At 65.1% G+C, this 21347-nt stretch carries 23 protein-coding genes; 22 read left to right on the forward strand and 1 reads right to left on the reverse strand.

What is annotated here, in order from left to right; translation table 11 throughout:
* The first annotated feature begins 235 nt into the window (after window positions 1-235).
* From RZR99_RS04840 to nagZ, 22 genes are all read left to right on the forward strand, one after another.
* Window positions 236-859: a DUF177 domain-containing protein gene (locus RZR99_RS04840; RefSeq protein ID WP_323118590.1), complete on the forward strand. Its 624-nt coding sequence runs from the start codon at window positions 236-238 to the stop codon at window positions 857-859.
* A gap of 95 nt (window positions 860-954) precedes the next feature.
* Window positions 955-1134, forward strand: a complete 180-nt coding sequence (gene rpmF, locus RZR99_RS04845; RefSeq protein ID WP_010105341.1) for a 50S ribosomal protein L32 — start codon at window positions 955-957, stop codon at window positions 1132-1134.
* Between the two features lie 131 nt (window positions 1135-1265).
* Window positions 1266-2372: a phosphate acyltransferase PlsX gene (plsX, locus tag RZR99_RS04850; RefSeq protein WP_323118591.1), complete on the forward strand. Its 1107-nt coding sequence runs from the start codon at window positions 1266-1268 to the stop codon at window positions 2370-2372.
* Window positions 2373-3362, forward strand: a complete 990-nt coding sequence (locus RZR99_RS04855; RefSeq protein ID WP_323118592.1) for a beta-ketoacyl-ACP synthase III — start codon at window positions 2373-2375, stop codon at window positions 3360-3362.
* Window positions 3363-3432: 70 nt separating this feature from the next.
* Window positions 3433-4365: an ACP S-malonyltransferase gene (gene fabD, locus RZR99_RS04860; protein WP_323118593.1), complete on the forward strand. Its 933-nt coding sequence runs from the start codon at window positions 3433-3435 to the stop codon at window positions 4363-4365.
* A gap of 45 nt (window positions 4366-4410) precedes the next feature.
* Window positions 4411-5160 carry a 3-oxoacyl-ACP reductase FabG gene (gene fabG, locus RZR99_RS04865; protein ID WP_323118594.1) on the forward strand — a complete coding sequence of 250 codons (750 nt, stop codon included), beginning with the start codon at window positions 4411-4413 and terminating at the stop codon, window positions 5158-5160.
* A gap of 143 nt (window positions 5161-5303) precedes the next feature.
* Complete coding sequence (acpP, locus tag RZR99_RS04870; protein ID WP_323118595.1) at window positions 5304-5543, forward strand: acyl carrier protein; 240 nt, start codon at window positions 5304-5306, stop codon at window positions 5541-5543.
* A 156-nt stretch (window positions 5544-5699) separates the two neighbouring features.
* On the forward strand, window positions 5700-6938 hold the full coding sequence (gene fabF / locus RZR99_RS04875) for a beta-ketoacyl-ACP synthase II (RefSeq protein ID WP_323118596.1): 1239 nt from the start codon (window positions 5700-5702) through the stop codon (window positions 6936-6938).
* Between the two features lie 11 nt (window positions 6939-6949).
* A complete protein-coding gene (locus RZR99_RS04880) occupies window positions 6950-7420 on the forward strand; it encodes a hypothetical protein (RefSeq protein WP_323118597.1) in 471 nt (156 codons plus the stop codon).
* Between the two features lie 91 nt (window positions 7421-7511).
* The gene (gene rpoE, locus RZR99_RS04885; RefSeq protein WP_323118598.1) at window positions 7512-8111 is read left to right on the forward strand and encodes an RNA polymerase sigma factor RpoE; all 600 of its coding nucleotides are present in this window, start codon (window positions 7512-7514) and stop codon (window positions 8109-8111) included.
* A gap of 88 nt (window positions 8112-8199) precedes the next feature.
* Window positions 8200-8802: a sigma-E factor negative regulatory protein gene (locus RZR99_RS04890; protein ID WP_323118599.1), complete on the forward strand. Its 603-nt coding sequence runs from the start codon at window positions 8200-8202 to the stop codon at window positions 8800-8802.
* Between the two features lie 5 nt (window positions 8803-8807).
* On the forward strand, window positions 8808-9863 hold the full coding sequence (locus RZR99_RS04895; RefSeq protein WP_323118600.1) for a MucB/RseB C-terminal domain-containing protein: 1056 nt from the start codon (window positions 8808-8810) through the stop codon (window positions 9861-9863).
* Window positions 9864-9879: 16 nt separating this feature from the next.
* Complete coding sequence (locus RZR99_RS04900) at window positions 9880-11397, forward strand: DegQ family serine endoprotease (protein WP_323118601.1); 1518 nt, start codon at window positions 9880-9882, stop codon at window positions 11395-11397.
* A gap of 7 nt (window positions 11398-11404) precedes the next feature.
* Window positions 11405-11644 (forward strand): glutaredoxin family protein, encoded by a 240-nt coding sequence (locus RZR99_RS04905; protein WP_323118602.1) that lies wholly within the window; start codon window positions 11405-11407, stop codon window positions 11642-11644.
* Window positions 11645-11777: 133 nt separating this feature from the next.
* On the forward strand, window positions 11778-13571 hold the full coding sequence (lepA, locus tag RZR99_RS04910; protein WP_323118603.1) for a translation elongation factor 4: 1794 nt from the start codon (window positions 11778-11780) through the stop codon (window positions 13569-13571).
* A 15-nt stretch (window positions 13572-13586) separates the two neighbouring features.
* Entirely contained in the window at window positions 13587-14480 is an 894-nt protein-coding gene (lepB, locus tag RZR99_RS04915; RefSeq protein ID WP_323118604.1) for a signal peptidase I, read from the forward strand.
* Between the two features lie 152 nt (window positions 14481-14632).
* A complete protein-coding gene (rnc, locus tag RZR99_RS04920; RefSeq protein ID WP_323118642.1) occupies window positions 14633-15781 on the forward strand; it encodes a ribonuclease III in 1149 nt (382 codons plus the stop codon).
* A gap of 63 nt (window positions 15782-15844) precedes the next feature.
* The gene (gene era / locus RZR99_RS04925) at window positions 15845-16744 is read left to right on the forward strand and encodes a GTPase Era (protein WP_323118605.1); all 900 of its coding nucleotides are present in this window, start codon (window positions 15845-15847) and stop codon (window positions 16742-16744) included.
* Entirely contained in the window at window positions 16731-17573 is an 843-nt protein-coding gene (gene recO / locus RZR99_RS04930) for a DNA repair protein RecO (RefSeq protein WP_407655401.1), read from the forward strand. The genes era and recO overlap by 14 nt, the downstream gene beginning before the upstream one ends.
* A complete protein-coding gene (pdxJ, locus tag RZR99_RS04935) occupies window positions 17570-18343 on the forward strand; it encodes a pyridoxine 5'-phosphate synthase (protein ID WP_323118606.1) in 774 nt (257 codons plus the stop codon). The genes recO and pdxJ overlap by 4 nt, the downstream gene beginning before the upstream one ends.
* A 6-nt stretch (window positions 18344-18349) precedes the next feature.
* Window positions 18350-18784, forward strand: a complete 435-nt coding sequence (acpS, locus tag RZR99_RS04940) for a holo-ACP synthase (RefSeq protein WP_323118607.1) — start codon at window positions 18350-18352, stop codon at window positions 18782-18784.
* 24 nt (window positions 18785-18808) lie between these two features.
* Complete coding sequence (nagZ, locus tag RZR99_RS04945) at window positions 18809-19837, forward strand: beta-N-acetylhexosaminidase (RefSeq protein WP_323118608.1); 1029 nt, start codon at window positions 18809-18811, stop codon at window positions 19835-19837.
* A gap of 85 nt (window positions 19838-19922) precedes the next feature.
* On the opposite strand, the gene RZR99_RS04950 is transcribed toward nagZ, so the two are convergent.
* Complete coding sequence (locus tag RZR99_RS04950; RefSeq protein ID WP_323118609.1) at window positions 19923-21320, reverse strand: sigma-54-dependent transcriptional regulator; 1398 nt, start codon at window positions 21318-21320, stop codon at window positions 19923-19925.
* Window positions 21321-21347 lie beyond the last annotated feature (27 nt).

The raw sequence follows: 21347 nt of genomic DNA on the forward strand, positions 1-21347 counted from the left end.
CTGCGCGGCGGTGCCGCGGGCCTTGTCTTAAGTGTTTGACTCGAAAAGATAAAACGGGTATGATTTTGGGCTTTTCATCGGCAGCATTGCCGATTTCTTCGGAAGCCATTCGAGGGCCGCGCAAAACGGCGCCGGACGGCGGGCAAAAAAAGCAAAAGGGCTTGTACTCGGCGCAGGGCTTGCCCGCGCGGGGCTTGCATTCCGGGTTGTACCGATCGATACGGCAGGATCGCACATGACATCTTCTGGCAAACCTGCAGTTTCGCTCGACCCGCACGCGGTCGATCTGTTCGAGTTCGCTCGCAGCGGACGTCAGGCGGCGGGCGCGGTGCAGCTTTCGCAACTGCCGCGCATGTTAAACGAAGTGCCGGCGGACGCGCCAGACCGCGATACCCGTTTCACTTGGCAGGCGGAGGGTTCGACCCAGTCCGAACTGCAGGACGACGGTACCGACGGCCAGCAGCCGTATCTGCGGCTCGCGCTGCATGGTTCGGCCTGGCTCGAATGTCAGCGCTGCGTGACCCCGTACCTGCAGCCGTTCGACGTCGATGTGGTGTACCGGATCGTTGCCACCGAAGAAGAAGCCGAGGAGTTTCCGCTCGACGACGATGATGTCGATGTGATCGTGGGCTCGCGCCAGTTCGATCTCGTCGACCTGATCGAAGAGGAGTTGTTGCTTTCCCTGCCGGTCGTGCCGAAGCACGAGGTCTGCCCGGCGGTGCATGAAAGCCTCGTGTCGGGCGTAAGCGGCCCCGAAGCCGATTCGGATGAGGAATCCGACGCGGCGCAGGGCGAGAGCGACAAGCCGAATCCGTTCGCGGCGCTGGAAGTGCTGAAGAAGGACGGCAAGAAACACTAGGTAGTAGGAGCTTGGGAAGGCGTTGGGCCGTTGGGCCGGGTGTTAAGCGTCGGATCGGGCTGTGTTAGAATCCGAAAAATTTTTAGGAGTTAGTCATGGCAGTTCAACAAAACAAGAAGTCGCCGTCGAAGCGCGGCATGCACCGTTCGCACGATTTCCTGACGACCACGCCGCTGGCCGTCGAGCCGAGCACGGGTGAAGTGCATATGCGTCACCACATCAGCCCGAACGGCTACTATCGCGGCAAGAAAGTCGTCAAGACGAAGAACGACTGAGCGTCGCGTCGCGCACGCCTGATGTTTATTCGGGCTTCTGCGCGGCAAGCGGTTCGCTTGACACTTTCCTGGCTCAACAAAAAGGCGGCATTCAACTGCCGCTTTTTTGTGCCTGAAATTCGTCGCACTCCATGACTGTAAAGCTCACAATCGATTGCATGGGAGGCGACCACGGCCCGTCCGTGACCGTTCCCGCGGCAGTCAAGTTCGTCCGTTCGCATCCCGATGCGAACCTGATGCTCGTCGGCATCGAGACTGCGATCCGTGCGCAGTTGAAGAAGTGCAAGGCGCTCAACGAGCCTGCGCTGACCATCGTGCCCGCCACCGAGGTGGTGGCGATGGACGACCCCGTTGAAGTCGCGCTGCGCAAGAAGAAAGATTCCTCGATGCGCGTCGCCCTCAATTACGTGAAGGACGGCAACGCGCAGGCGTGCGTGTCCGCCGGCAATACCGGCGCGCTGATGGCGGTGTCCCGCTATGTGCTCAAGACGCTGCCCGGCATCGAACGGCCCGCGATCGCGTTCGCGCTGCCGAATCCCACCGGTTACACGATGATGCTCGACCTCGGCGCGAACGTCGACTGCGAGCCGCAGCATCTGCTGCAGTTCGCGGAGATGGGGCACGCGCTCGTCGCGGCGCTCGAGGGCAAGGAGCGGCCGTCGATCGGGCTGCTCAACATCGGCGAGGAAGTGATCAAGGGCAACGAGACGATCAAGCGCGCCGGCGAACTGCTGCGCGCGAGCACGCTCAATTTTCGCGGCAACGTCGAAGGCAACGACATCTACAAGGGCACGGTCGACGTGATCGTGTGCGACGGCTTCGTCGGCAACGTGGCGCTGAAGACGTCGGAAGGGCTCGCGCAGATGCTCGCCGACATCATCAAGGAAGAGTTCAGCCGTTCGCTGATGTCGAAGCTGATGGCGGTGCTCGCGTTGCCGGTGCTGCTGCGTTTCAAGAAGCGCGTCGATCACCGTCAATACAACGGCGCGGCGCTGCTCGGCCTGCGCAGTCTTGTCATCAAGAGCCACGGTTCCGCCGATGCCTACGCGTTTGAGTGGGCGATCAAACGCGGGTATGATGCCGTCAAAAATGGCGTGCTGGAGCGCCTCTCGAGAGCGATGGCGGAAAACGCGGTGCCGCTTGCCGAGAGTCAGCGCGAAGCGGGCGGAGCGGGGCAGCCCGGCCCCTCCGCCGGCCAGCCAGCAGAGCCTTCTTCTGCGCTATCCTCTAAAGCATAAATGGCCCAATCGACTCTCTATTCCCGCGTGCTCGGCACGGGCAGCTACTTGCCGCCCGACCGCGTCACGAACCAGGATCTTGCCGATCGTCTCGCCAAGGAAGGCATTGAGACGAGCGACGAGTGGATCGTTGCGCGCACCGGCATCCATGCGCGCCACTTCGCCGCCCCCGACGTCACGACCAGCGATCTCGCGCTTATCGCCGCGCAGCGCGCGATCGAAGCCGCCGACGTCGATCCGCAGACGATCGACCTGATCATCGTCGCGACGTCGACGCCCGATTTCGTGTTCCCGAGCACCGCCTGCCTGTTGCAGAACAAGCTCGGCATCAAGAACAACGGCGCCGCGTTCGACGTGCAGGCCGTGTGCTCCGGCTTTGCCTATGCGCTCGCCACGGCCGACAGCTTCATTCGCAGCGGCCAGCACCGCACGGCGCTCGTGATCGGCGCGGAAACCTTCTCGCGGATTCTCGATTTCAAGGATCGCACCACCTGCGTGCTGTTCGGCGACGGCGCGGGTGCGGTGATCCTCGGCACGGCCGACGAGCCGGGCATCCTCGGCAGCGCATTGCATGCCGACGGCAGCTATTCTCACATCCTCTGCACGCCCGGCAACGTGAACGGCGGCGTGATTTCGGGCAGCGCGTTCCTGCACATGGACGGCCAGGCCGTCTTCAAGCTGGCGGTCAACGTGCTCGAGAAGGTCGCCATCGAGGCGCTGTCGAAAGCGAATCTGGCGCCGGAGCAGATCGACTGGCTGATTCCGCATCAGGCCAACATCCGTATCATGACCAGCACCTGCCGCAAGCTCGGCCTGCCGCAGGAGCGCATGGTCGTCACCGTGGGCGAACACGGCAACACGTCGGCCGCGTCGATCCCGCTGGCGTTCGACGCCGCGGTGCGCGACGGCCGCATCAAGCGCGGCCAGCACGTCCTGATCGAAGGCGTCGGCGGCGGCTTCACGTGGGGTGCCACGGTGTTCCGTTTCTGATTCGTCAGACGCTATCCCATCCGGCGCGCAGTGCCTGCGCGCCGTTCGAACCGAATCATTTGGGGACGATATGAAATTTGCCTTTGTTTTTCCGGGCCAGGGTTCGCAGGCGGTCGGCATGCTCAATGCGTTCGCCGATCTCGCCATCGTGCGTGAAACGGTCCAGGAAGCGTCCGATGTGCTCAACCAGGATCTCGGCAAGCTGATCGCCGAAGGTCCGGCCGAAGAGCTGAACCTGACGACCAACACGCAGCCGGTGATGCTGACGGCCGCTTACGCGTGCTACCGCGCGTGGCAGCAGGCCGGTGGCCCGGCGCCGTCGATCGTCGCGGGGCACAGCCTCGGCGAATACACCGCGCTTGTCGCCTCGGGCGCGCTCGCGTTCGGCGCCGCGGTGCCGCTCGTGCGGTTTCGCGCGCAGGCGATGCAGACCGCCGTGCCGGTCGGGCAGGGCGGCATGGCCGCGATTCTCGGTCTCGACGACGATACCGTGCGGGCCGTATGCGCTGAAGCGGCGAGCGAGGGTGTCGTGGAAGCCGTGAATTTCAACGCGCCGGCCCAGGTGGTGATCGCCGGCGCCAAGACGGCGGTCGACAAGGCCTGCGAAGTGGCGAAGGCGAAGGGCGCGAAGCGCGCACTGTTGCTGCCGGTGTCGGCGCCGTTCCATTCGTCGCTGCTCAAGCCCGCTTCGGACCAACTGCGCGATTATCTGGCCGGCGTCGAGGTGAAGGCGCCGCAGATCCCCGTCGTCAATAACATCGACGTCGCGGTGGTGTCGGACCCGGCTGCGATCAAGGATGCGCTGGTGCGTCAGGCCGCGGGTCCGGTGCGCTGGGTGGAGTGCGTGCGGCATATCGCCGGCACGGGCGTCACGCAAGTGATCGAATGCGGCCCGGGCAAGGTGCTCGCCGGTCTCACGAAGCGGATCGACAGCAACCTGACGGGCGCATCGGTGTTCGATCCGGCATCGCTCGACGAAGCGCTCAAGCTGGTCGCCGCGTAACTGCGAGCGGCCCGGCTGGCATCCCATCGGAACACGGAATACTCAATGGATAAGACTCTCGACAAACAGGTAGCGATCGTCACCGGCGCGTCGCGCGGCATCGGCCGGGCAATCGCGCTCGAACTGGCGCGCCAGGGCGCGACGGTGATCGGTACCGCGACCAGCGAAGCGGGTGCCGAAGGCATCGGCGCCGCGTTCAGGGAAGCGGGTCTCGAAGGCCGTGGCGCGGTGCTGAACGTGAACGACGCGACTGCCGCCGAGGCGCTGATCGACGCGACGGTCAAGGAATTCGGCACGCTCGGCGTGCTCGTCAACAATGCGGGCATCACGCAGGACCAACTGGCGATGCGGATGAAGGACGAGGACTGGGACGCCGTGATCGACACCAATCTGAAGTCGGTGTTTCGCCTGTCCCGCGCGGTACTGCGCCCGATGATGAAGGCCCGCGGCGGCCGCATCATCAATATCACGTCGGTGGTCGGTTCGGCCGGCAACCCCGGCCAGGTCAACTACGCGGCCGCCAAGGCCGGCGTGGCGGGCATGACCCGCGCGCTTGCGCGAGAGATCGGCAGCCGCGGCATCACGGTGAACTGCGTGGCGCCGGGTTTCATCGATACCGACATGACGAAGACGCTGCCCGAAGAACAGCAGGCCGCGCTCAAGACGCAAATTCCGCTGGGCCGCCTCGGCAGCCCGGAGGATATCGCCCATGCCGTCGCGTTCCTGGCATCGCCGCAGGCCGGTTATATCACCGGCACGACGCTGCACGTGAACGGCGGCATGTACATGTCGTAACGGAATTCGTTTACTATCCGCGCCGTGGCTCGTGATGAGCGCATCGGCGCCGGATAAACCGTAAAGCCAGCGCGCGTTTTTGGCGGCATCAAACCTGATAAAATGCGCGCACTTGTAAATTTGAACTTTCCCTCGGAGGGGTAATGGACAATATCGAACAACGTGTCAAGAAGATCGTCGCCGAGCAACTGGGCGTCGCTGAAGGCGAAATCAAGAACGAAGCATCGTTCGTGAATGATCTGGGTGCGGACTCGCTCGACACGGTCGAACTGGTGATGGCGCTGGAAGACGAGTTCGGCATGGAAATTCCGGACGAAGAAGCCGAGAAGATCACGACCGTTCAGCAAGCGATCGACTACGCTCGCGCAAACGTCAAGCCCTGAGCGCGCGTCTGCACGCTATATGGTGCAAACGCTGCGTTTGACGCGCTATCGCGCCGGTGCTGAAAGCCGGCCGAGCTAACAGCCACAGGGCTGCAGGGCTGATTCCTGTGGCCGCTGTGGCTTTTGTTTTTGTTATCCAATGGAAAAGAGATCACCGTGAGCCGCCGTCGTGTTGTTGTTACAGGCCTTGGGCTGATTTCGCCTGTTGGCAATAATGTTGCCGACGGCTGGGCCAATCTCGTGGCCGGCAAGTCCGGCATCGCCAATATCACGAAGTTCGACGCAACGAACTTCTCGACCCGCTTCGCAGGCGAGGTGAAGGGCTTCAATATCGAAGACTACATCCCGGCCAAGGAAGCGCGTCACATGGACACGTTCATCCACTACGGCATTGCCGCCGGCATGCAGGCCATGAAGGACAGCGGCCTGGAAGTCACGGACGAGAGCGCCGAGCGGATGGGGGTTGTCGTGGGCTCGGGCATCGGCGGCCTGCCGATGATCGAAGTCACGCAGACCGAACTGCTCAATCGCGGCCCGCGCCGGATTTCGCCGTTCTTCGTGCCCGCGTCGATCATCAACATGATTTCCGGCCACCTGTCGATCAAGTTCGGCCTCAAGGGCCCGAACCTGGCGATCGTGACCGCGTGTACGACCGGCCTGCACTGCATCGGCGAGGCTGCGCGCCTCATCGAGTACGGTGACGCCGACGTGATGATCGCCGGCGGTGCGGAATCGACCGTGTCGCCGCTCGGCATCGGCGGTTTCGCCGCGGCGCGCGCACTGTCGCAGCGCAACGACGATCCGGCGACGGCGAGCCGTCCATGGGACAAGGACCGTGACGGTTTCGTGCTGGGCGAAGGCGCAGGCGTGATGGTGCTTGAAGAGTACGAGCACGCGAAGGCTCGCGGCGCGAAGATCTATGCCGAAGTAGCGGGCTACGGGATGAGCGCCGACGCCTACCACATGACCGCGCCGCTGGAAGACGGCGACGGCGCGCGCCGCTGCATGCTGGCCGCGCTGCGCAATGCAGGCGTCAACATCGACCAGGTGAATTACCTGAACGCGCACGGCACGTCGACGCCGCTCGGCGACATCGCGGAAACCACCGCGATCAAGCGCGCGTTCAACGACCACGCGAAGCAGATCGTCGTGAATTCGACCAAGTCGATGACGGGCCACCTGCTGGGCGGCGCGGGCGGCCTCGAGTCGGTGTTTACGGTGCTGGCCATTCATAACCAGCTGTCGCCGCCGACGATCAACATTCTCAATCAGGATCCCGAGTGCGATCTCGATTACTGCGCGAACGAAGCGCGCGAGATGAAGATCGATGTCGCGCTGAAGAACTCCTTCGGCTTTGGCGGGACTAACGGCACGCTGGTCTTCAAGCGCGCCTGAAGCCGGATCGCTTGACGGATCCTTTCCACGCATCGTCCGACCGCGCGCAGCCTGTTGCGCTGCGCGCGTCGGTGCTGCTGCGCGCGGCATTCGCGGGTTTCGCGGCGATCGCGTCGCTCGGGCTCCAGGTCGGCATGGCGCCGCTGATCGGGCAAGGCGGAGCGACGCTCTGCGCGCTGCTGGTCGCGGCATGGTTGGCCGTGCTGGCGCGGGCAGTCTGGCGACGTCATCCCGCCGAGTTGCGGATCGATGCCCGCACGGGCGGGCTCGCGGCGTTCGATCGTACGGGTAGTCTGGTGGCGGAAGGGCGCATCGCCGGGTGCACGCAATGGAGCGATCTGTTGCTGGTGCTGGAGGTGCGAAGCAGGGCCGGCCGTGCTGTATCGCTTCTCATCCCCGCAGATGCGCTCGACGCATCCGCGTTTCGCGTACTCTCCGTGCTGGGCCGGCGTGCGTCTCGCGGCGGGCTCGCGAAGGTGTAACCGCTCCCGGTTGCGCCGGGTAACGTGACGCGAGGCGGGAACGCTACAATATGGCGCTCTGTGTTGTATCCCTAGTTAACGGATTTGTCAGGTGAGTGAAAAAGAAATCGATCAGGTTCTGGTCGAGCGCGTACAGAAGGGCGACAAGGCGGCGTTCGAACTCCTGGTCACCAAATACCACCGCAAGATCATCCGGTTGATCTCGCGCCTCGTGCGGGATCCCGCCGAGGTCGAGGATGTGGCTCAGGACGCGTTCATCAAGGCATATCGTGCGTTGCCGCAATTTCGCGGCGAATCGGCGTTCTACACGTGGTTGTACCGTATTGCGGTCAATACGGCGAAGAACTACCTTGCGACCCAGGGTCGCCGCGCGCCCACGTCCACTGAAGCGGACGCCGAAGAAGCTGAAACTTTCTCCGACGCAGACCAACTAAGGGATATCAACACGCCTGAGTCGATGTTGATGAGCAAGCAGATCGCCGAAACGGTCAATGCTGCGATGGCCCTGCTGCCCGAGGAATTGCGCACGGCCATTACGCTGCGGGAGATCGAAGGGCTGAGCTACGAGGAAATCGCGGAAATGATGGGGTGCCCGATCGGCACCGTTCGTTCGCGGATTTTCCGGGCTCGCGAGGCGATCGCGGCAAAATTGCGGCCGCTTCTCGATACGCCGGATGGCAAGCGCTGGTGAGCGTTCGCGGCTGATCGGGGCGGATTGGGGTCTAGTTCTAGTTACTGAAGTCGTGTATTACGACGGGGTGTGTAAGATGGGGAGCATCATGGGGTCGGTCTCTACGCAATCGCAAGCATGCTCGCAAGGCGAGCGCCTGTCCGCTCTGGTCGACGGCGAGCCGCTCGACGGCCTTCAGTTGGGCCAGATCCTGGCCGGGCTGGGCGAAGCGGAGCGCAAGACGTGGGCGCATTATCACGTGATCGGCGACGCGCTGCGTTCCGACGAGCTTGCGCTGTCGCCCGCCGTCAGCGAAACCTTCATGACGCGCTTCTCCGCAAGCTTCGAGGCCGAGCCGCACCTGCTCGCGCCGGCGCCGGTCGTGCGCACGCTGCTGTCGCTGCGCCGCCGGGTCGTACCGGCGTTCGCGGTGGCCGCCGCGGCCGCCACGCTGACCTGGATCGTCGTGCCGCAACTGCAGGTCGCAGGCGGCCAGGGAGCCCAGGTCGCATCGGTCAGTGCCCCGCAGGGCGCGATGCAGCGCGTCACGGTTGCGCAGGCTGCCCCGCAGCCGGCCATGCAGGAGGCCAACATCATCCGCGACGCGAGCCTCGATCAGTATCTTGAAGCGCATCAGCAGTTCGCGCAGCAGCCGGTCGTGTCGGGCTCGATGCCGCTCATTCGCGCCGCCGTGACCACGCAAGGCCAATAAACTCGATGCGGACATTGCAGTTGAATCGCGCCATCCCCGGTTGGAGGCGGCTGCCGGCACTTTTGCTCTGCGCAGCCGCACTGTTGTCCGTTCAATCCCACGCTTTCGCCCAGCAGGCCGACGATCCCGTTGCCACCCGGCGCGCCGCCGCGGACTGGCTCGACAGGATCCAGCAGGCCGCGCAGCAGCAGAACTACGAAGGTACGTTCGTCTACCAGCGCGGAACCTACGTGCAGTCGTCGCGGATCGTCCATTTCGCGGCGAAGGGCGATGGCGAATACGAGCAGATCGAAAGCCTCGACGGCAAGCCCCGCAAGCTGCTGCGTCATAACGACGATCTCTACACGTTCGTGCCCGAACGGCATCTGTGCGTCGTCGAGCGGCGCCAGAACAAGGATTCGTTTCCGGCGCTGCTCGGCGCGAGCGGCGAGCAGGTGCTGTCGGCCTATGAGCCGAAACTGCTCGGCAAGGACCGTGTGGCGGGCCTCGACGCGCAGGTCGTCGAACTGATGCCGAAGGATGCATATCGCTTCGCCTACAAGCTCTGGACCGACGCGAAGACCGGCCTGCTGCTGCGTTCGCAGACGCTCGACGCCGACGATCACGTGCTCGAGCAGATCGCTTTCTCCCAACTGCAATTCGGCTCCGCTACCGTGAGCCAGAAGAACGCGATCGCGGCGGGCATGCGCAATCTCGGCGGCTGGACGGTCGTGCGGCCGCCGGTGGCGCCCGTCGACATCGAGGCGCAGGGCTGGCAGATCGCGCCGACCGTGGCAGGCTTCCGCAAGATTCGCGAGGTCCGGCGCCCGATGGCGCCGCGCGACGCGGGCGATCCGCCGATTCCTGTCGACCAGGCGGTGTTTACGGACGGCCTCGCGACCGTCTCCGTGTTCATCGAGCCGACCGAGAAAAATACCCGCAAGGAAGGGGCGGGCAGCACGGGCGCGACCCATGTACTCGTCAAGCGCCGCGGCGATTTCTGGATCACGGTGCTGGGTGAAGTACCGCCGGCAACCTTGCAGCAGTTTACGTCTGCCATAGAATACAAGGCTTCCAAGTAACCTTCCGGTTCCCGACATGATGAAACTTTCGCTGCGCAACTGGTTGGCCGCTGCGGCGGTGGCGGCCTGTGTTCCGTTCGTCCCCCAAGCAGTGGCGGCGCCGACGGCCTCGGGTGCGAGCGCACCGGCGGCCGCGCCGGCCGCGTCGCGCGCGAGCCTGCCCGATTTCGCCGATCTGGTCGAAAAGGTCGGCCCGGCCGTCGTCAACATCCGGACCACGGCGAACGTACCGACCGACACGCGCGGCATGCTGCCTCCCGGGATGGACAACGGCGACATGTCGGAATTCTTCCGGCGCTTCTTCGGCATCCCGTTGCCGCAGATCCCGGGCGCACCGAAAAGCGCACCGAATGCGCCGAGCGCTCCCGATGCGCCGGACGCCGAGCAGAATCGCGGCGTCGGTTCGGGCTTCATCCTGTCCGCCGACGGTTATGTGATGACCAACGCGCACGTGGTCGACGACGCGGACACGATCTACGTGACCCTGACCGACAAACGCGAGTTCAAGGCGAAACTGATCGGCGTCGACGAGCGTACCGATGTGGCCGTCGTGAAGATCAACGCGACCAACCTGCCGAGCGTCGCGATCGGCGATTCGAACCGGGTGCGCGTCGGTGAGTGGGTGGTCGCTATCGGTTCGCCGTTCGGCCTCGACAACACCGTGACGGCCGGCATCGTGAGCGCGAAGGGGCGCAATACCGGCGACTATCTGCCGTTCATCCAGACCGATGTGGCGGTCAATCCCGGCAATTCCGGCGGCCCGCTGATCAACATGCAGGGCGAGGTCATCGGCATCAATTCGCAGATCTACAGCCGCACCGGCGGATTCATGGGCATTTCCTTCGCGATTCCGATCGACGAGGCGATGCGGGTGGCCGACCAGCTCAAGGCGTCGGGCAAGGTCGTGCGCGGGCGGATCGCGGTCGCGATCGGCGAGGTGACGAAGGACGTCGCGGACTCGATCGGCCTGCCGAAGGCGGAAGGCGCGCTGGTCAGCAGCGTCGAGCAGGGCGGCCCGGCGGAGAAGGCGGGCATTCAGCCAGGCGACATCATCCTGAAGTTCAACAACCGTCCGGTCGACACGGCGACCGACCTGCCGCGCATGGTCGGCGATACCAAGCCCGGCACGAAGGCGACGGTGACGGTGTGGCGCAAGGGGCAGTCGAAGGATCTGCCGATCACGATCGCCGAGGTGCCGACCGACAAGAACGCGAAGACCGACGCCGGCAAGACCCCGCAACCGAAGCCGCGCCAGAGCAATTCGCTCGGCCTGACGGTGAGCGATCTGTCGGCCGACCAGCTGAAGACGCTGAAACTGCGCGGCGGCGTGCAGATCGACGGCGTCGACGGTCCGGCCTTGCGGGCAGGCCTGCAGCGCGGCGACATCGTATTGCGGGTCGGCGACACCGACATCGCGAACGCGAAGCAGTTTGTCGACGTCACGTCGCAGCTCGATCCGCAGAAGATGGTGGCGGTGCTCGTGCGGCGCGGCGAAAACACGCAATTCATCCCGATCCGGCCGCGTCAGAAGTAGGCGCGCCGTGCTCTTCACGCTCTACGGCCGCGGCTGGTGCCACTTGTGCGACGACCTGCGCGACGCACTCGCGCCCGTCGCGGCCGAGTTCTCCGTGGCGGTCGAGGTTGTCGATATCGACAGCGATCCGGCACTCGTCGCGCGGTACGACGAGGCGGTGCCGGTGCTGATGCTGGATGGCGCTGAGGTCTGCCGCCATCGCTTCGACGAGGCGCGCGTCAGGCAGGCGCTGGCGGCCCGGACATGAACCCTGCGCGCGGCCGCGCCGAAATGCCGCCCCGGACGGGGCTTTTCGGCTAAAATAGGCTGTTTTTTCACCGACTTACACAAGGCGTGCTCTGCAGTCGTCGAGCGCGCCTTTTTCGCTTGATCGGCACTGAATGGATCATATTCGTAATTTCTCGATCATCGCGCACATCGACCATGGCAAGTCGACGCTCGCGGATCGCATCATCCAGGTATGCGGCGGCTTGTCCGATCGCGAGATGGAAGCGCAGGTGCTCGACTCGATGGATCTCGAGCGCGAGCGCGGCATCACGATCAAGGCGCAGACCGCCGCGCTGTCGTATCGCGCGCGCGACGGCCAGGTCTACAACCTGAATCTCATCGATACGCCGGGGCACGTCGACTTCTCCTACGAGGTCAGCCGCTCGCTGTCCGCCTGCGAAGGCGCGCTGCTCGTGGTGGACGCGAGCCAGGGCGTCGAGGCGCAGACGGTCGCGAATTGCTACACCGCGATCGAACTGGGTGTCGAGGTGGTGCCGGTCCTGAACAAGATCGACCTGCCCGCGGCCAACCCGGAAAACGCGATCGCCGAGATCGAGGACGTGATCGGTATCGATGCGACCGACGCGACGCATTGCAGCGCGAAGACGGGCCTCGGCGTCGAGGATGTGCTCGAGGCGCTGATCGTGAAGGTGCCGCCGCCGAAGGGCGACCCCGACGCACCGCTGCAGGCGCTCATCATCGACTCGTGGTTCGACAATTACGTCGGTGTCGTGATGTTGGTGCGCATCGTCAACGGCACGCTGCGTCCGAAGGACAAGATCAAGATGATGGCGACGGGCGCGCAGTATCCCGTCGAGCACATCGGCGTGTTCACGCCGAAGTCGCGCAATCTCGAATCGCTGTCGGCCGGGCAGGTGGGCTTCATCATCGCCGGCATCAAGGAACTGACGGCGGCGAAGGTGGGCGATACCGTCACGCTCGTCACGAAACCGGCGACGCAAGCGCTGCCGGGCTTCAAGGAGGTAAAGCCGCAGGTGTTCGCGGGTCTTTATCCGGTGGAGGCGAACCAGTACGACGCGCTGCGCGAATCGCTCGAGAAGCTGAAGCTCAACGATGCGTCGCTGCAGTACGAGCCGGAAGTGTCGCAGGCGCTCGGCTTCGGTTTCCGTTGCGGCTTCCTGGGTCTTCTGCACATGGAAATCGTGCAGGAGCGTCTGGAGCGCGAATTCGACATGGACCTGATCACCACGGCGCCGACCGTGGTGTACGAAGTCCTGATGAGCGACGGCTCGATCGTGATGGTCGAGAATCCCGCGAAGATGCCGGAGCCGCCGAAGATCGAGGAAATCCGCGAGCCGATCGTCACCGTGAATCTCTACATGCCGCAGGATTACGTCGGCTCGGTGATCACGCTGTGCACGCAGAAGCGCGGCTCGCAGATCAACATGCAGTATCACGGCCGCCAGGTGCAGCTCACCTACGAAATTCCGATGGCCGAGATCGTGCTCGACTTCTTCGATCGCCTGAAGTCGGTATCGCGCGGCTATGCGTCGATGGATTACGAGTTCAAGGAATACCGCTCGGCGGACGTCGTGAAGGTCGACATGCTGATCAACGGCGACAAGGTCGATGCGCTGTCGGTCATCGTGCACCGGTCGCAGTCGCAGTACCGCGGCCGCGAAGTGGCGTCGAAAATGCGCGAAATCATTCCGCGCCAGATGTACGACGTGGCGATCCAGGCCACGATCGGGGCGCATATCATCGCCCGGGAGAACATCAAGGCGCTGCGCAAGAACGTGCTGGCGAAGTGTTACGGCGGCGACATCACACGCAAGAAGAAGCTGCTCGAAAAGCAGAAAGCAGGTAAGAAACGCATGAAGCAGGTGGGTTCGGTCGAGATCCCGCAGGAGGCGTTCCTGGCGATCTTGCGAGTCGAAGACAAATAACAGGACTGATCCTTTATGAATTTTGCGCTGATTCTTTTTGTGCTCGTCGTCGTGACGGGCATCGCGTGGGTGTTGGACAAACTGTTTTTCCTGCCGCAGCGGCGCAAGGCGGCGGACGCGGCGGTCGAAGAGTTCGACCGCCAGCAGGCCCGCGTCGGCGAGCGCTTCGCCGACGAAAACGCGCCGCAGACGCGCGCGCGCCTGCGCGACGACAAGCTGCGCCAGCCGTGGTGGCTCGAATACACAGCCAGTTTCTTCCCGGTGATTCTCGTCGTGTTCGTGGTTCGCTCGTTCATCGTCGAACCGTTCAAGATTCCGTCGGGCTCGATGGTGCCGACACTCCTCGTCGGCGACTTCATCCTCGTCAACAAGTACGACTACGGCCTGCGTTTGCCGATCACCAACACCAAGCTGACCGAGGGCCGTCCGCTCGAGCGCGGCGACGTGGTGGTGTTCCGCTATCCGAAGGACGAGTCGGTCGATTACATCAAGCGCGTGATCGGCTTGCCGGGCGACACGGTCGCGTACCAGGACAAGCAGCTGACGATCAACGGTCAGCCGGTGCCGGAGACGCCGCTGCCCGACTACTTCGACGAAGAGCGGATGAACTACGCGAAGCAGTTTGAAGAAACACTGGGCACGCGCAAGAACGCAATCCTGAACAATCCGGCGGTGCCGCCGTTCGTGATGGGCGCGGACGATTATCCCTACCGCGACAACTGCACGTACAACAGCCGCGGCGTCATCTGCAAGGTGCCGCCCGGCAACTACTTCATGATGGGCGACAACCGCGACAACAGTGCGGACAGCCGTTACTGGGGTTTCGTGCCGGACAAGAACATCGTCGGCCGCGCGTTCTTCATCTGGATGAACTTCAGCAGCCTGAAACGCATCGGCTCGTTCCACTGATCGTCCGCGGTCCGGGCAATACCTCATGCCCGCGCCTGCGCGAGGTGTTGCCGAACTACTTTAAGAACCGGCGGTAACGCCGCTTCGTCATGCCTTTTCGTGCCCGGCTCCGTCTGTTCGACGGAGCCGGCGCCCGCGTTATACTCCTGCACATGCCCCTATCCCAGTTGGAAAGCCGGCTGCGCTACGAATTTCGCAATGCGGAATTGTTGCGCCAGGCTTTGACCCATCGCAGTCACAGTGCCACGCATAACGAACGGCTCGAGTTTCTCGGCGACTCCGTTCTGAATTGCGCGGTGGCTGCCCTTTTGTTCCAGCGTTTCAGCAAGCTCGACGAAGGCGATTTATCGCGCGTCCGGGCGAATCTCGTCAAACAGCAGTCGCTGTACGAGATTGCTCAGGCCCTCAATATTGCCGACGGGCTGCGTCTAGGCGAGGGCGAGTTGCGCAGCGGCGGGTTCCGGCGGCCTTCGATTCTCGCGGACGCATTCGAAGCCATCATCGGGGCGGTGTTCCTCGATGGCGGCTTCGAAGCCGCCCAAGGGGTGATCAAGCGCCTTTACGTGCCGATCCTCGACCATATCGACCCCCGTACTCTCGGCAAGGACGCCAAGACGCTGCTGCAGGAGTACCTGCAGGGGCACAAGATCGCATTGCCGACCTATACGGTCGTCGCGACGCATGGTGCGGCGCACAATCAGCAATTCGAAGTCGAATGCACTGTACCGAAGCTGGACGTCAAGGTGTCCGGGTCGGGCGCGAGCCGCCGAGCGGCCGAGCAGGCCGCGGCGAAAAAGGCACTCGATGAAGTGATGGCCGCGGCGCCGATGCTCGCCGCCAAGCCCAAGCGTTCGAAGAGTTCGCGCGCGGCGAAACACGCGGAGCCGGATATCGTGCCCGGCGTGAAGGGCGTGCAGGAAGCACTCGATCTGCGTTCGCCGGATCGCAAGGAGCGGATGTCGGTCCGCTCGGCCGTCGGCGCGGCCACCGAGATCAAGGCGGCACCCGCCGCCACTGCGGGCTCGGGGCAGACGCCCGTCGGCGAAGTTCCGGAGCGGGCCGTGGCACCCATCGCGGTGATTCGCGGCACGCATGTGGACAAGCCCGAGCGCGCACCGAAGCCGGTCGAGAATGGCTCGGGCGCCGAAAAAACGGTCGAAAAAGCCGATGCCGTGCCGCGCGCGGCGTCCGTCGCGACCGACAAGCCCGTCCGCCCCCGGGATGCAGCGTCCGCGCTGACGTCCGAAGCCGAGCCCGACATCGCCGCCGCCCCCGTGCGCGTCGCCGATGCCGGCCATTGAATCGCACCCCGTACCGAGGCCGCGCGGTGCGCGCGGCCGGTTCCGAACCTGCAGCATCCTGATATGAACGCTCCCGCTCCCACTGGTTTCCGCTGCGGCATGATCGCGATCGTCGGCCGTCCGAATGTCGGCAAATCGACGCTGATGAATGCGCTCGTCGGCCAGAAGATCAGCATCACGTCGCGCAAGGCGCAAACGACTCGCCACCGGATCACCGGCATTCACACGCTCGAGGACGCGCAATACATCTTCGTCGACACGCCCGGTTTCCAGACTCGCCACAGCACGGCGCTGAACCGCTCGCTGAATCGCGCGGTGACGTCGACGCTGACGTCGGTCGACGCGATCCTGTTCGTGATCGAGGCGGGCCGCTTCGGTCCGGACGACCAGAAGGTGCTCGACCTGATTCCGTCGTCGACGCCGACGCTGCTGATCGCGAACAAGCTCGATCGCGTCAACGACAAGGACACGCTGTTCCCGTTCATGCAGCAGATGGGTACGCTGCACGAGTTCGCGCAGATCGTGCCGCTGTCCGCGAAGCACCCGGACGACATCCGTCGGCTGATGGACACGATCAAGCCGTATCTGCCGGAAGGCGAGCCGATCTACGGCGAGGACGATCTGACCGACCGCAGCGCGCGCTTCCTGGCCGCCGAGATCCTGCGCGAGAAGGTGTTCCGCTGGACGGGCGACGAGCTGCCCTATACGAGCACCGTGATCATCGACAAGTTCGAGGAGGAGGGCCGTCTGCGGCGTGTGTTCGCGACGATCCTGGTCGAACGCGATACGCACAAGGCGATGGTGATCGGCAAGAAGGGCGCCAAGCTCAAGCAGATCAGCACCGAAGCGCGGATGGACATGGAAAAGCTGTTCGACGGCCCGGTGTATCTCGAAACCTTCGTCAAGGTGAAGAGCGGCTGGGCCGACAACGAAGCGGGGCTTCGCGCCTATGGGTACGAATGACGCGTGGATGATTCCCGCGGAGGGCGAGGCCGAGCCGCAACCGGCCGCCGCGCCCCCTCCGGCGCCGCTGCCCGAGCCGCCTCGCAAGGCGCGCCGGAGCAGCGCGCGCACGTCCGAATTCCGGATCGCCGAGCAGCCGGCGTTCGTGCTGCACAGTTATCCGTATCGCGAGACGAGCCTCATCATCGACGTGCTGACGCGCGACCATGGCCGCCTCGCGCTCGTCGCGAAAGGCGCGAAGCGCCCGCACTCCGCGTTGCGCGGCGTGTTGCAGACCTTCCAGCCGCTTGCGCTGTCGTGGTCGGGCAAAGCCGAAGTCCGTACGCTGACGGGGGCGGAATGGGTGGGCGGCATGCTGCCGCTCGCGGGGGATGCGCTGTTGTGCGGCTTCTATGCGAACGAACTGCTGGTCAAGTTCTGCGCGCGCGAAGATCCCCATCCGCCGTTGTTCAAACACTACCTCGTTACCTTGACGCGTCTCGCGCACGGCGATGCGCCCGTGCAAGTGCTGCGTTCGTTCGAGCGCGTGCTGCTGCGGGAGACCGGCTATGCGCTCGCGCTCGGCCGCACGGCCGCGCGGCGCGCGGTGCAGCCGGACGGCCTCTACGTGTTCGACCCCGAGCGCGGCGTGCGCGACGCGGACGACGGTCTGCCGCCGCACTGGCCCGTGGTATCCGGCCAGACGTTGCTCGACATGGAAGAGGACGATTACCATCGGGCGCAGACCGTCGCGCAAAGCAAGACGCTGATGCGCTTCCTGCTCAACACCTACCTGGGCGGCACGCCGCTCGCCACGCGTCAGATCCTGATCGACCTGCAAAATCTATGAGCTTTTTCCTGACCTCGCCCGCCGCCATCGATCTTGGCGTCAACATCGACCACGTCGCGACGCTGCGCAATGTGCGCGGTACGACCTATCCGGATCCGATCCGCGCCGCGCTGGCCGCGGAGGACGCCGGTGCGGACGCGATTACGCTGCATTTGCGCGAGGATCGCCGCCACATCGTCGATGCCGACGTGCGGAACCTGCGTCCGCTGCTGAAGACACGGATGAACCTCGAATGTGCGGTAACGGCCGAGATGCTCGACATCGCCTGCGAGATCCGTCCGCACGATGCATGCCTCGTCCCCGAAAAGCGCGAGGAGCTGACGACGGAAGGCGGCCTCGACGTCGCCGGCCATTTCGATGCGGTGCGCGCCGCGTGCAGGCAGCTCGCGGAGGCGGGCGTGCGCGTGTCGCTGTTCGTCGATCCGGACGAAACCCAGATCCGTGCCGCGCATGAGGCGGGCGCTCCCGTTGTCGAACTGCATACCGGCCGTTATGCCGACGCGCACGACGAGGCCGAGCAGCAGCGCGAATACGAGCGGATCGTCGCGGGCGTGCAGGCGGGCGTGAAGCTTGGCGTCAAGGTGAACGCGGGGCATGGCCTGCACTACACGAACGTGCAGCCGATCGCCGCGATCGACGGCATCGTCGAGCTGAACATCGGCCATGCGATCGTCGCGCATGCGGTCTTCGTGGGCTGGGACAACGCCGTGCGCGAGATGAAGGCGATCATGGTCGCGGCACGCGTTGCCGCGCTGCACGGCGGTCGCTGAGCGCCGATGGCGATCTACGGCATCGGTACCGATATCGTCCAGGTGAGCCGCATCGCCGCCGTGCTCGAACGCACCGGCGGGCGCTTCGCGGACAAGGTGCTCGGCCCCGACGAACTCCGCGTGTTCCACGCGCGCCGCGCCCGTTCCGAGGCACGCGGCATCGCGTTTCTCGCTACCCGGTTTTCCGCAAAGGAGGCGTTCTCGAAGGCCATCGGCCTCGGGATGCGCTGGCCGATGACGTGGCGCGCGCTGCAGACGCTCAACGAGCCGAGCGGGCAGCCCGTCGTGGTGGCGTCGGGCGAACTGGCCGCGTGGCTCGACGCACGCGGCATTACCGCGCGCGTGACCGTCAGCGACGAGCGTGACTATGCGGTGTCGTTCGTGATCGCCGAAACGTCCGGGACGGACGCGGCCTCCGATGCCGTCCGTCCGGCAATCTGATTTTCCCCTACGGATCCTGACTCGATGAAACAGACTCCCGGCCCGGTCATGCTCGACATCGTCGGCGCCACGCTGACGCGCGACGATGCCCGTCGTCTCGCGCACCCGCAAACGGGCGGCGTGATCCTGTTCGCCCGCCATTTCAAGGACCGCGCCCAGCTGATCGCGCTGACCGATGCGATCCGCGCGGTGCGCGAGGACATCCTGATCGCGGTCGACCACGAGGGCGGGCGGGTGCAACGGTTTCGCACCGACGGGTTCACGGTGCTGCCGGCAATGCGTCGACTCGGCGAACTGTGGGACAAGGACGTGCTGCTCGCGACCAAGGCCGCGACGGCGGTCGGCTACGTGCTCGCGGCCGAACTGCGCGCGTGCGGCGTCGACCTGAGCTTCACGCCGGTGCTCGATCTCGACTACGGCCACTCGCAGGTGATCGGCGATCGCGCGTTTCACCGCGATCCGCGCGTTGTCGCGCTGCTCGCGAAGAGCCTCAATCACGGACTGGCGCTGGCAGGCATGGCGAACTGCGGCAAGCATTTCCCCGGCCACGGCTACGCGGAAGCCGATTCGCACGTCGCGCTGCCGACCGACGACCGTTCGCTCGAAACGATTCTCAAGCACGACGTCGCACCTTACGACTGGCTTGGATTGTCGCTGGCCGCGGTGATCCCCGCACACGTGATCTACACGCAGGTCGATCCGAAGCCCGCCGGCTTTTCGCGCATCTGGCTGCAGGACATCCTGCGCGGCCGGCTGCGATTCCCGGGCGCGGTGTTCAGCGACGATCTGTCGATGGAAGCCGCGCGCGAAGGCGGTACGCTGACGCAGGCCGCGGAAGCGGCGCTCGCGGCCGGCTGCGACATGGTGCTGATCTGCAATCAGCCCGAGGCCGCCGAGCGGGTGTTGAACGAGTTGCAGACCGCGCCGTCGCGAGAATCCCAGCAGCGGCTCAAGCGCTTGCGTCCGCGCGGCAAGCCGCTCAAGTGGGACAGGCTGATGCGTCAGCCGGAGTATCTGCGCGCGCAGGAACTGCTGCGCGGCGCATTCGCGTAAGCGGCCCCGCGCCGGCGCAGGCCGGCGCGAACCTCGGGCGGCCCGCCGATGCCGCGGCCACCGACCGGCGCCGCCGTACCCGCGGTCAGTTCACCTTCATCCGCTGCAACTTGTTGTAGAGCGTTTTCGGGCTGATGCCGAGCAGCGAGGCGGCGCGATGGCGCGTGCCGCCGACCGCGTCGAGCGTGGCGCGGATCAGAAGATCCTCGACGTCCGAGAGCGGCGTGCCCACCCGAACCTGAACACTGCTGCCGTTCAACGACGTGCCCGCCGACAGGCTCGACTCCCCCGCGCGCAGCGTCTCGATGAAATCGCCCGACGCATCGTAGGCAAACCGGACGCGGTCGTGCAGCTCGCGGACGTTGCCGGGCCAGTCGTAGGCCAGGCATTCGCGCACGAAGCCGGGCGCAATGCGCTTGCCGGTCGCGCTGAGCCCCGCCGCGCGGGCCTCGCGGTTCAGGTCGTCGACGAAGGCTTCGGCGATATGCACGACATCGTCGTCACGCTCGCGCAGCGGCGGCAAGCCGATCGACGCCGCATCGAGGCGCAGCCAGAGATCTTCGCGCAGCGTGCCGTTGGCCACCGCTTCGCGCGCCGGGCGGCGGGTGGTCGCGATCAGCCGGAAGTCGCTCGCCACCTCGCTCGTGCCGCCGACGCGCATGAAATTCTGCGAGTCGAGCGCGTGCAGCAGCGATTCCTGCAATGCGAGCGGCAGCGCCGTGATCTCGTCGATCAGCAATGTGCCGCCGCTCGCCTGCTCGAACAGCCCGGGTTCGCGTCGCTCCGAGCCGCCGTAGCCGCCGCGTTCGCGCCCGAACAGCATCCCTTCGAGCGCCGCGCCGCTGGTTTCGACGCTGCGGGCCGATTGCGCGGCCGTCCGGCAGTCGAACGCGACGAACGGCCCCTTGCGGCGCCGGCTCAGGTCGTGCAGCGTGCGCGCGGCGATTTCCTTGCCGGTGCCGGGCTCGCCCCACAGCAGCACGGCCGTTTCGGTGCGGGCGTTGTGCTCGATCATGTCGTACACATGCTGGATCGCATCGCTGCGCCCGACCAGCGCGCCGAAGCGGCCGAGGCGGCGCAGCGCGGCGCGCAGCGACTGCACTTCGTCGATCAGTTCGTAGGGGCGGGGGATCCGGGCAAGCAGGCTGCGCAGGCGCGGGATATTGATCGGCTTGAGCAGGTAATCCCAGATGCCGTGGCGCAAGCCTTCGATCGCGCTCTCGACGGTTGCGTTGCCGGTCAGGACGATCACGGGCAGCGAGCCGTTCGGCTGTTGCTGCGGCAGGTTCTGCAGCAGATCGAAGCCGCTGCCGTCCGGCAGGTTGAGGTCGACCAGGACCACGTCGGGAATCGAGCGCGCCAATGCCGCGCGCGCCTCGGCCAGCGAAGTGGCGGTGTCGACGGAGAAACCGTCCGCCGCAAGCAGCGCGGTGAGGCCGGACAGACTATTGGGATCGTCTTCGACAATCAGAGCGTGTGGCATGGTGTGCGCGAGTAATCAAAGGGCGGG

The organism is Burkholderia alba, from assembly GCF_034721475.1.
In the GTDB taxonomy this organism is placed as follows: domain Bacteria; phylum Pseudomonadota; class Gammaproteobacteria; order Burkholderiales; family Burkholderiaceae; genus Burkholderia; species Burkholderia alba.

Coding starts and splice junctions, on each gene's coding strand:
- era (WP_323118605.1), top strand. CDS start 15,845: ATGAACGCTCCCGCTCCCACTGGTTTCCGCTGCGGCATGATCGCGATC.
- nagZ (WP_323118608.1), top strand. CDS start 18,809: ATGAAACAGACTCCCGGCCCGGTCATGCTCGACATCGTCGGCGCCACG.
- acpS (WP_323118607.1), top strand. CDS start 18,350: ATGGCGATCTACGGCATCGGTACCGATATCGTCCAGGTGAGCCGCATC.
- RZR99_RS04855 (WP_323118592.1), top strand. CDS start 2,373: ATGGCCCAATCGACTCTCTATTCCCGCGTGCTCGGCACGGGCAGCTAC.
- rpmF (WP_010105341.1), top strand. CDS start 955: ATGGCAGTTCAACAAAACAAGAAGTCGCCGTCGAAGCGCGGCATGCAC.
- RZR99_RS04895 (WP_323118600.1), top strand. CDS start 8,808: ATGCGGACATTGCAGTTGAATCGCGCCATCCCCGGTTGGAGGCGGCTG.
- RZR99_RS04950 (WP_323118609.1), bottom strand. CDS start 21,320: ATGCCACACGCTCTGATTGTCGAAGACGATCCCAATAGTCTGTCCGGC.
- plsX (WP_323118591.1), top strand. CDS start 1,266: ATGACTGTAAAGCTCACAATCGATTGCATGGGAGGCGACCACGGCCCG.
- lepB (WP_323118604.1), top strand. CDS start 13,587: ATGAATTTTGCGCTGATTCTTTTTGTGCTCGTCGTCGTGACGGGCATC.
- fabD (WP_323118593.1), top strand. CDS start 3,433: ATGAAATTTGCCTTTGTTTTTCCGGGCCAGGGTTCGCAGGCGGTCGGC.
- recO (WP_407655401.1), top strand. CDS start 16,731: ATGGGTACGAATGACGCGTGGATGATTCCCGCGGAGGGCGAGGCCGAG.
- RZR99_RS04840 (WP_323118590.1), top strand. CDS start 236: ATGACATCTTCTGGCAAACCTGCAGTTTCGCTCGACCCGCACGCGGTC.
- rnc (WP_323118642.1), top strand. CDS start 14,633: ATGCCCCTATCCCAGTTGGAAAGCCGGCTGCGCTACGAATTTCGCAAT.
- RZR99_RS04900 (WP_323118601.1), top strand. CDS start 9,880: ATGATGAAACTTTCGCTGCGCAACTGGTTGGCCGCTGCGGCGGTGGCG.
- RZR99_RS04890 (WP_323118599.1), top strand. CDS start 8,200: ATGGGGTCGGTCTCTACGCAATCGCAAGCATGCTCGCAAGGCGAGCGC.
- pdxJ (WP_323118606.1), top strand. CDS start 17,570: ATGAGCTTTTTCCTGACCTCGCCCGCCGCCATCGATCTTGGCGTCAAC.
- acpP (WP_323118595.1), top strand. CDS start 5,304: ATGGACAATATCGAACAACGTGTCAAGAAGATCGTCGCCGAGCAACTG.
- fabG (WP_323118594.1), top strand. CDS start 4,411: ATGGATAAGACTCTCGACAAACAGGTAGCGATCGTCACCGGCGCGTCG.
- lepA (WP_323118603.1), top strand. CDS start 11,778: ATGGATCATATTCGTAATTTCTCGATCATCGCGCACATCGACCATGGC.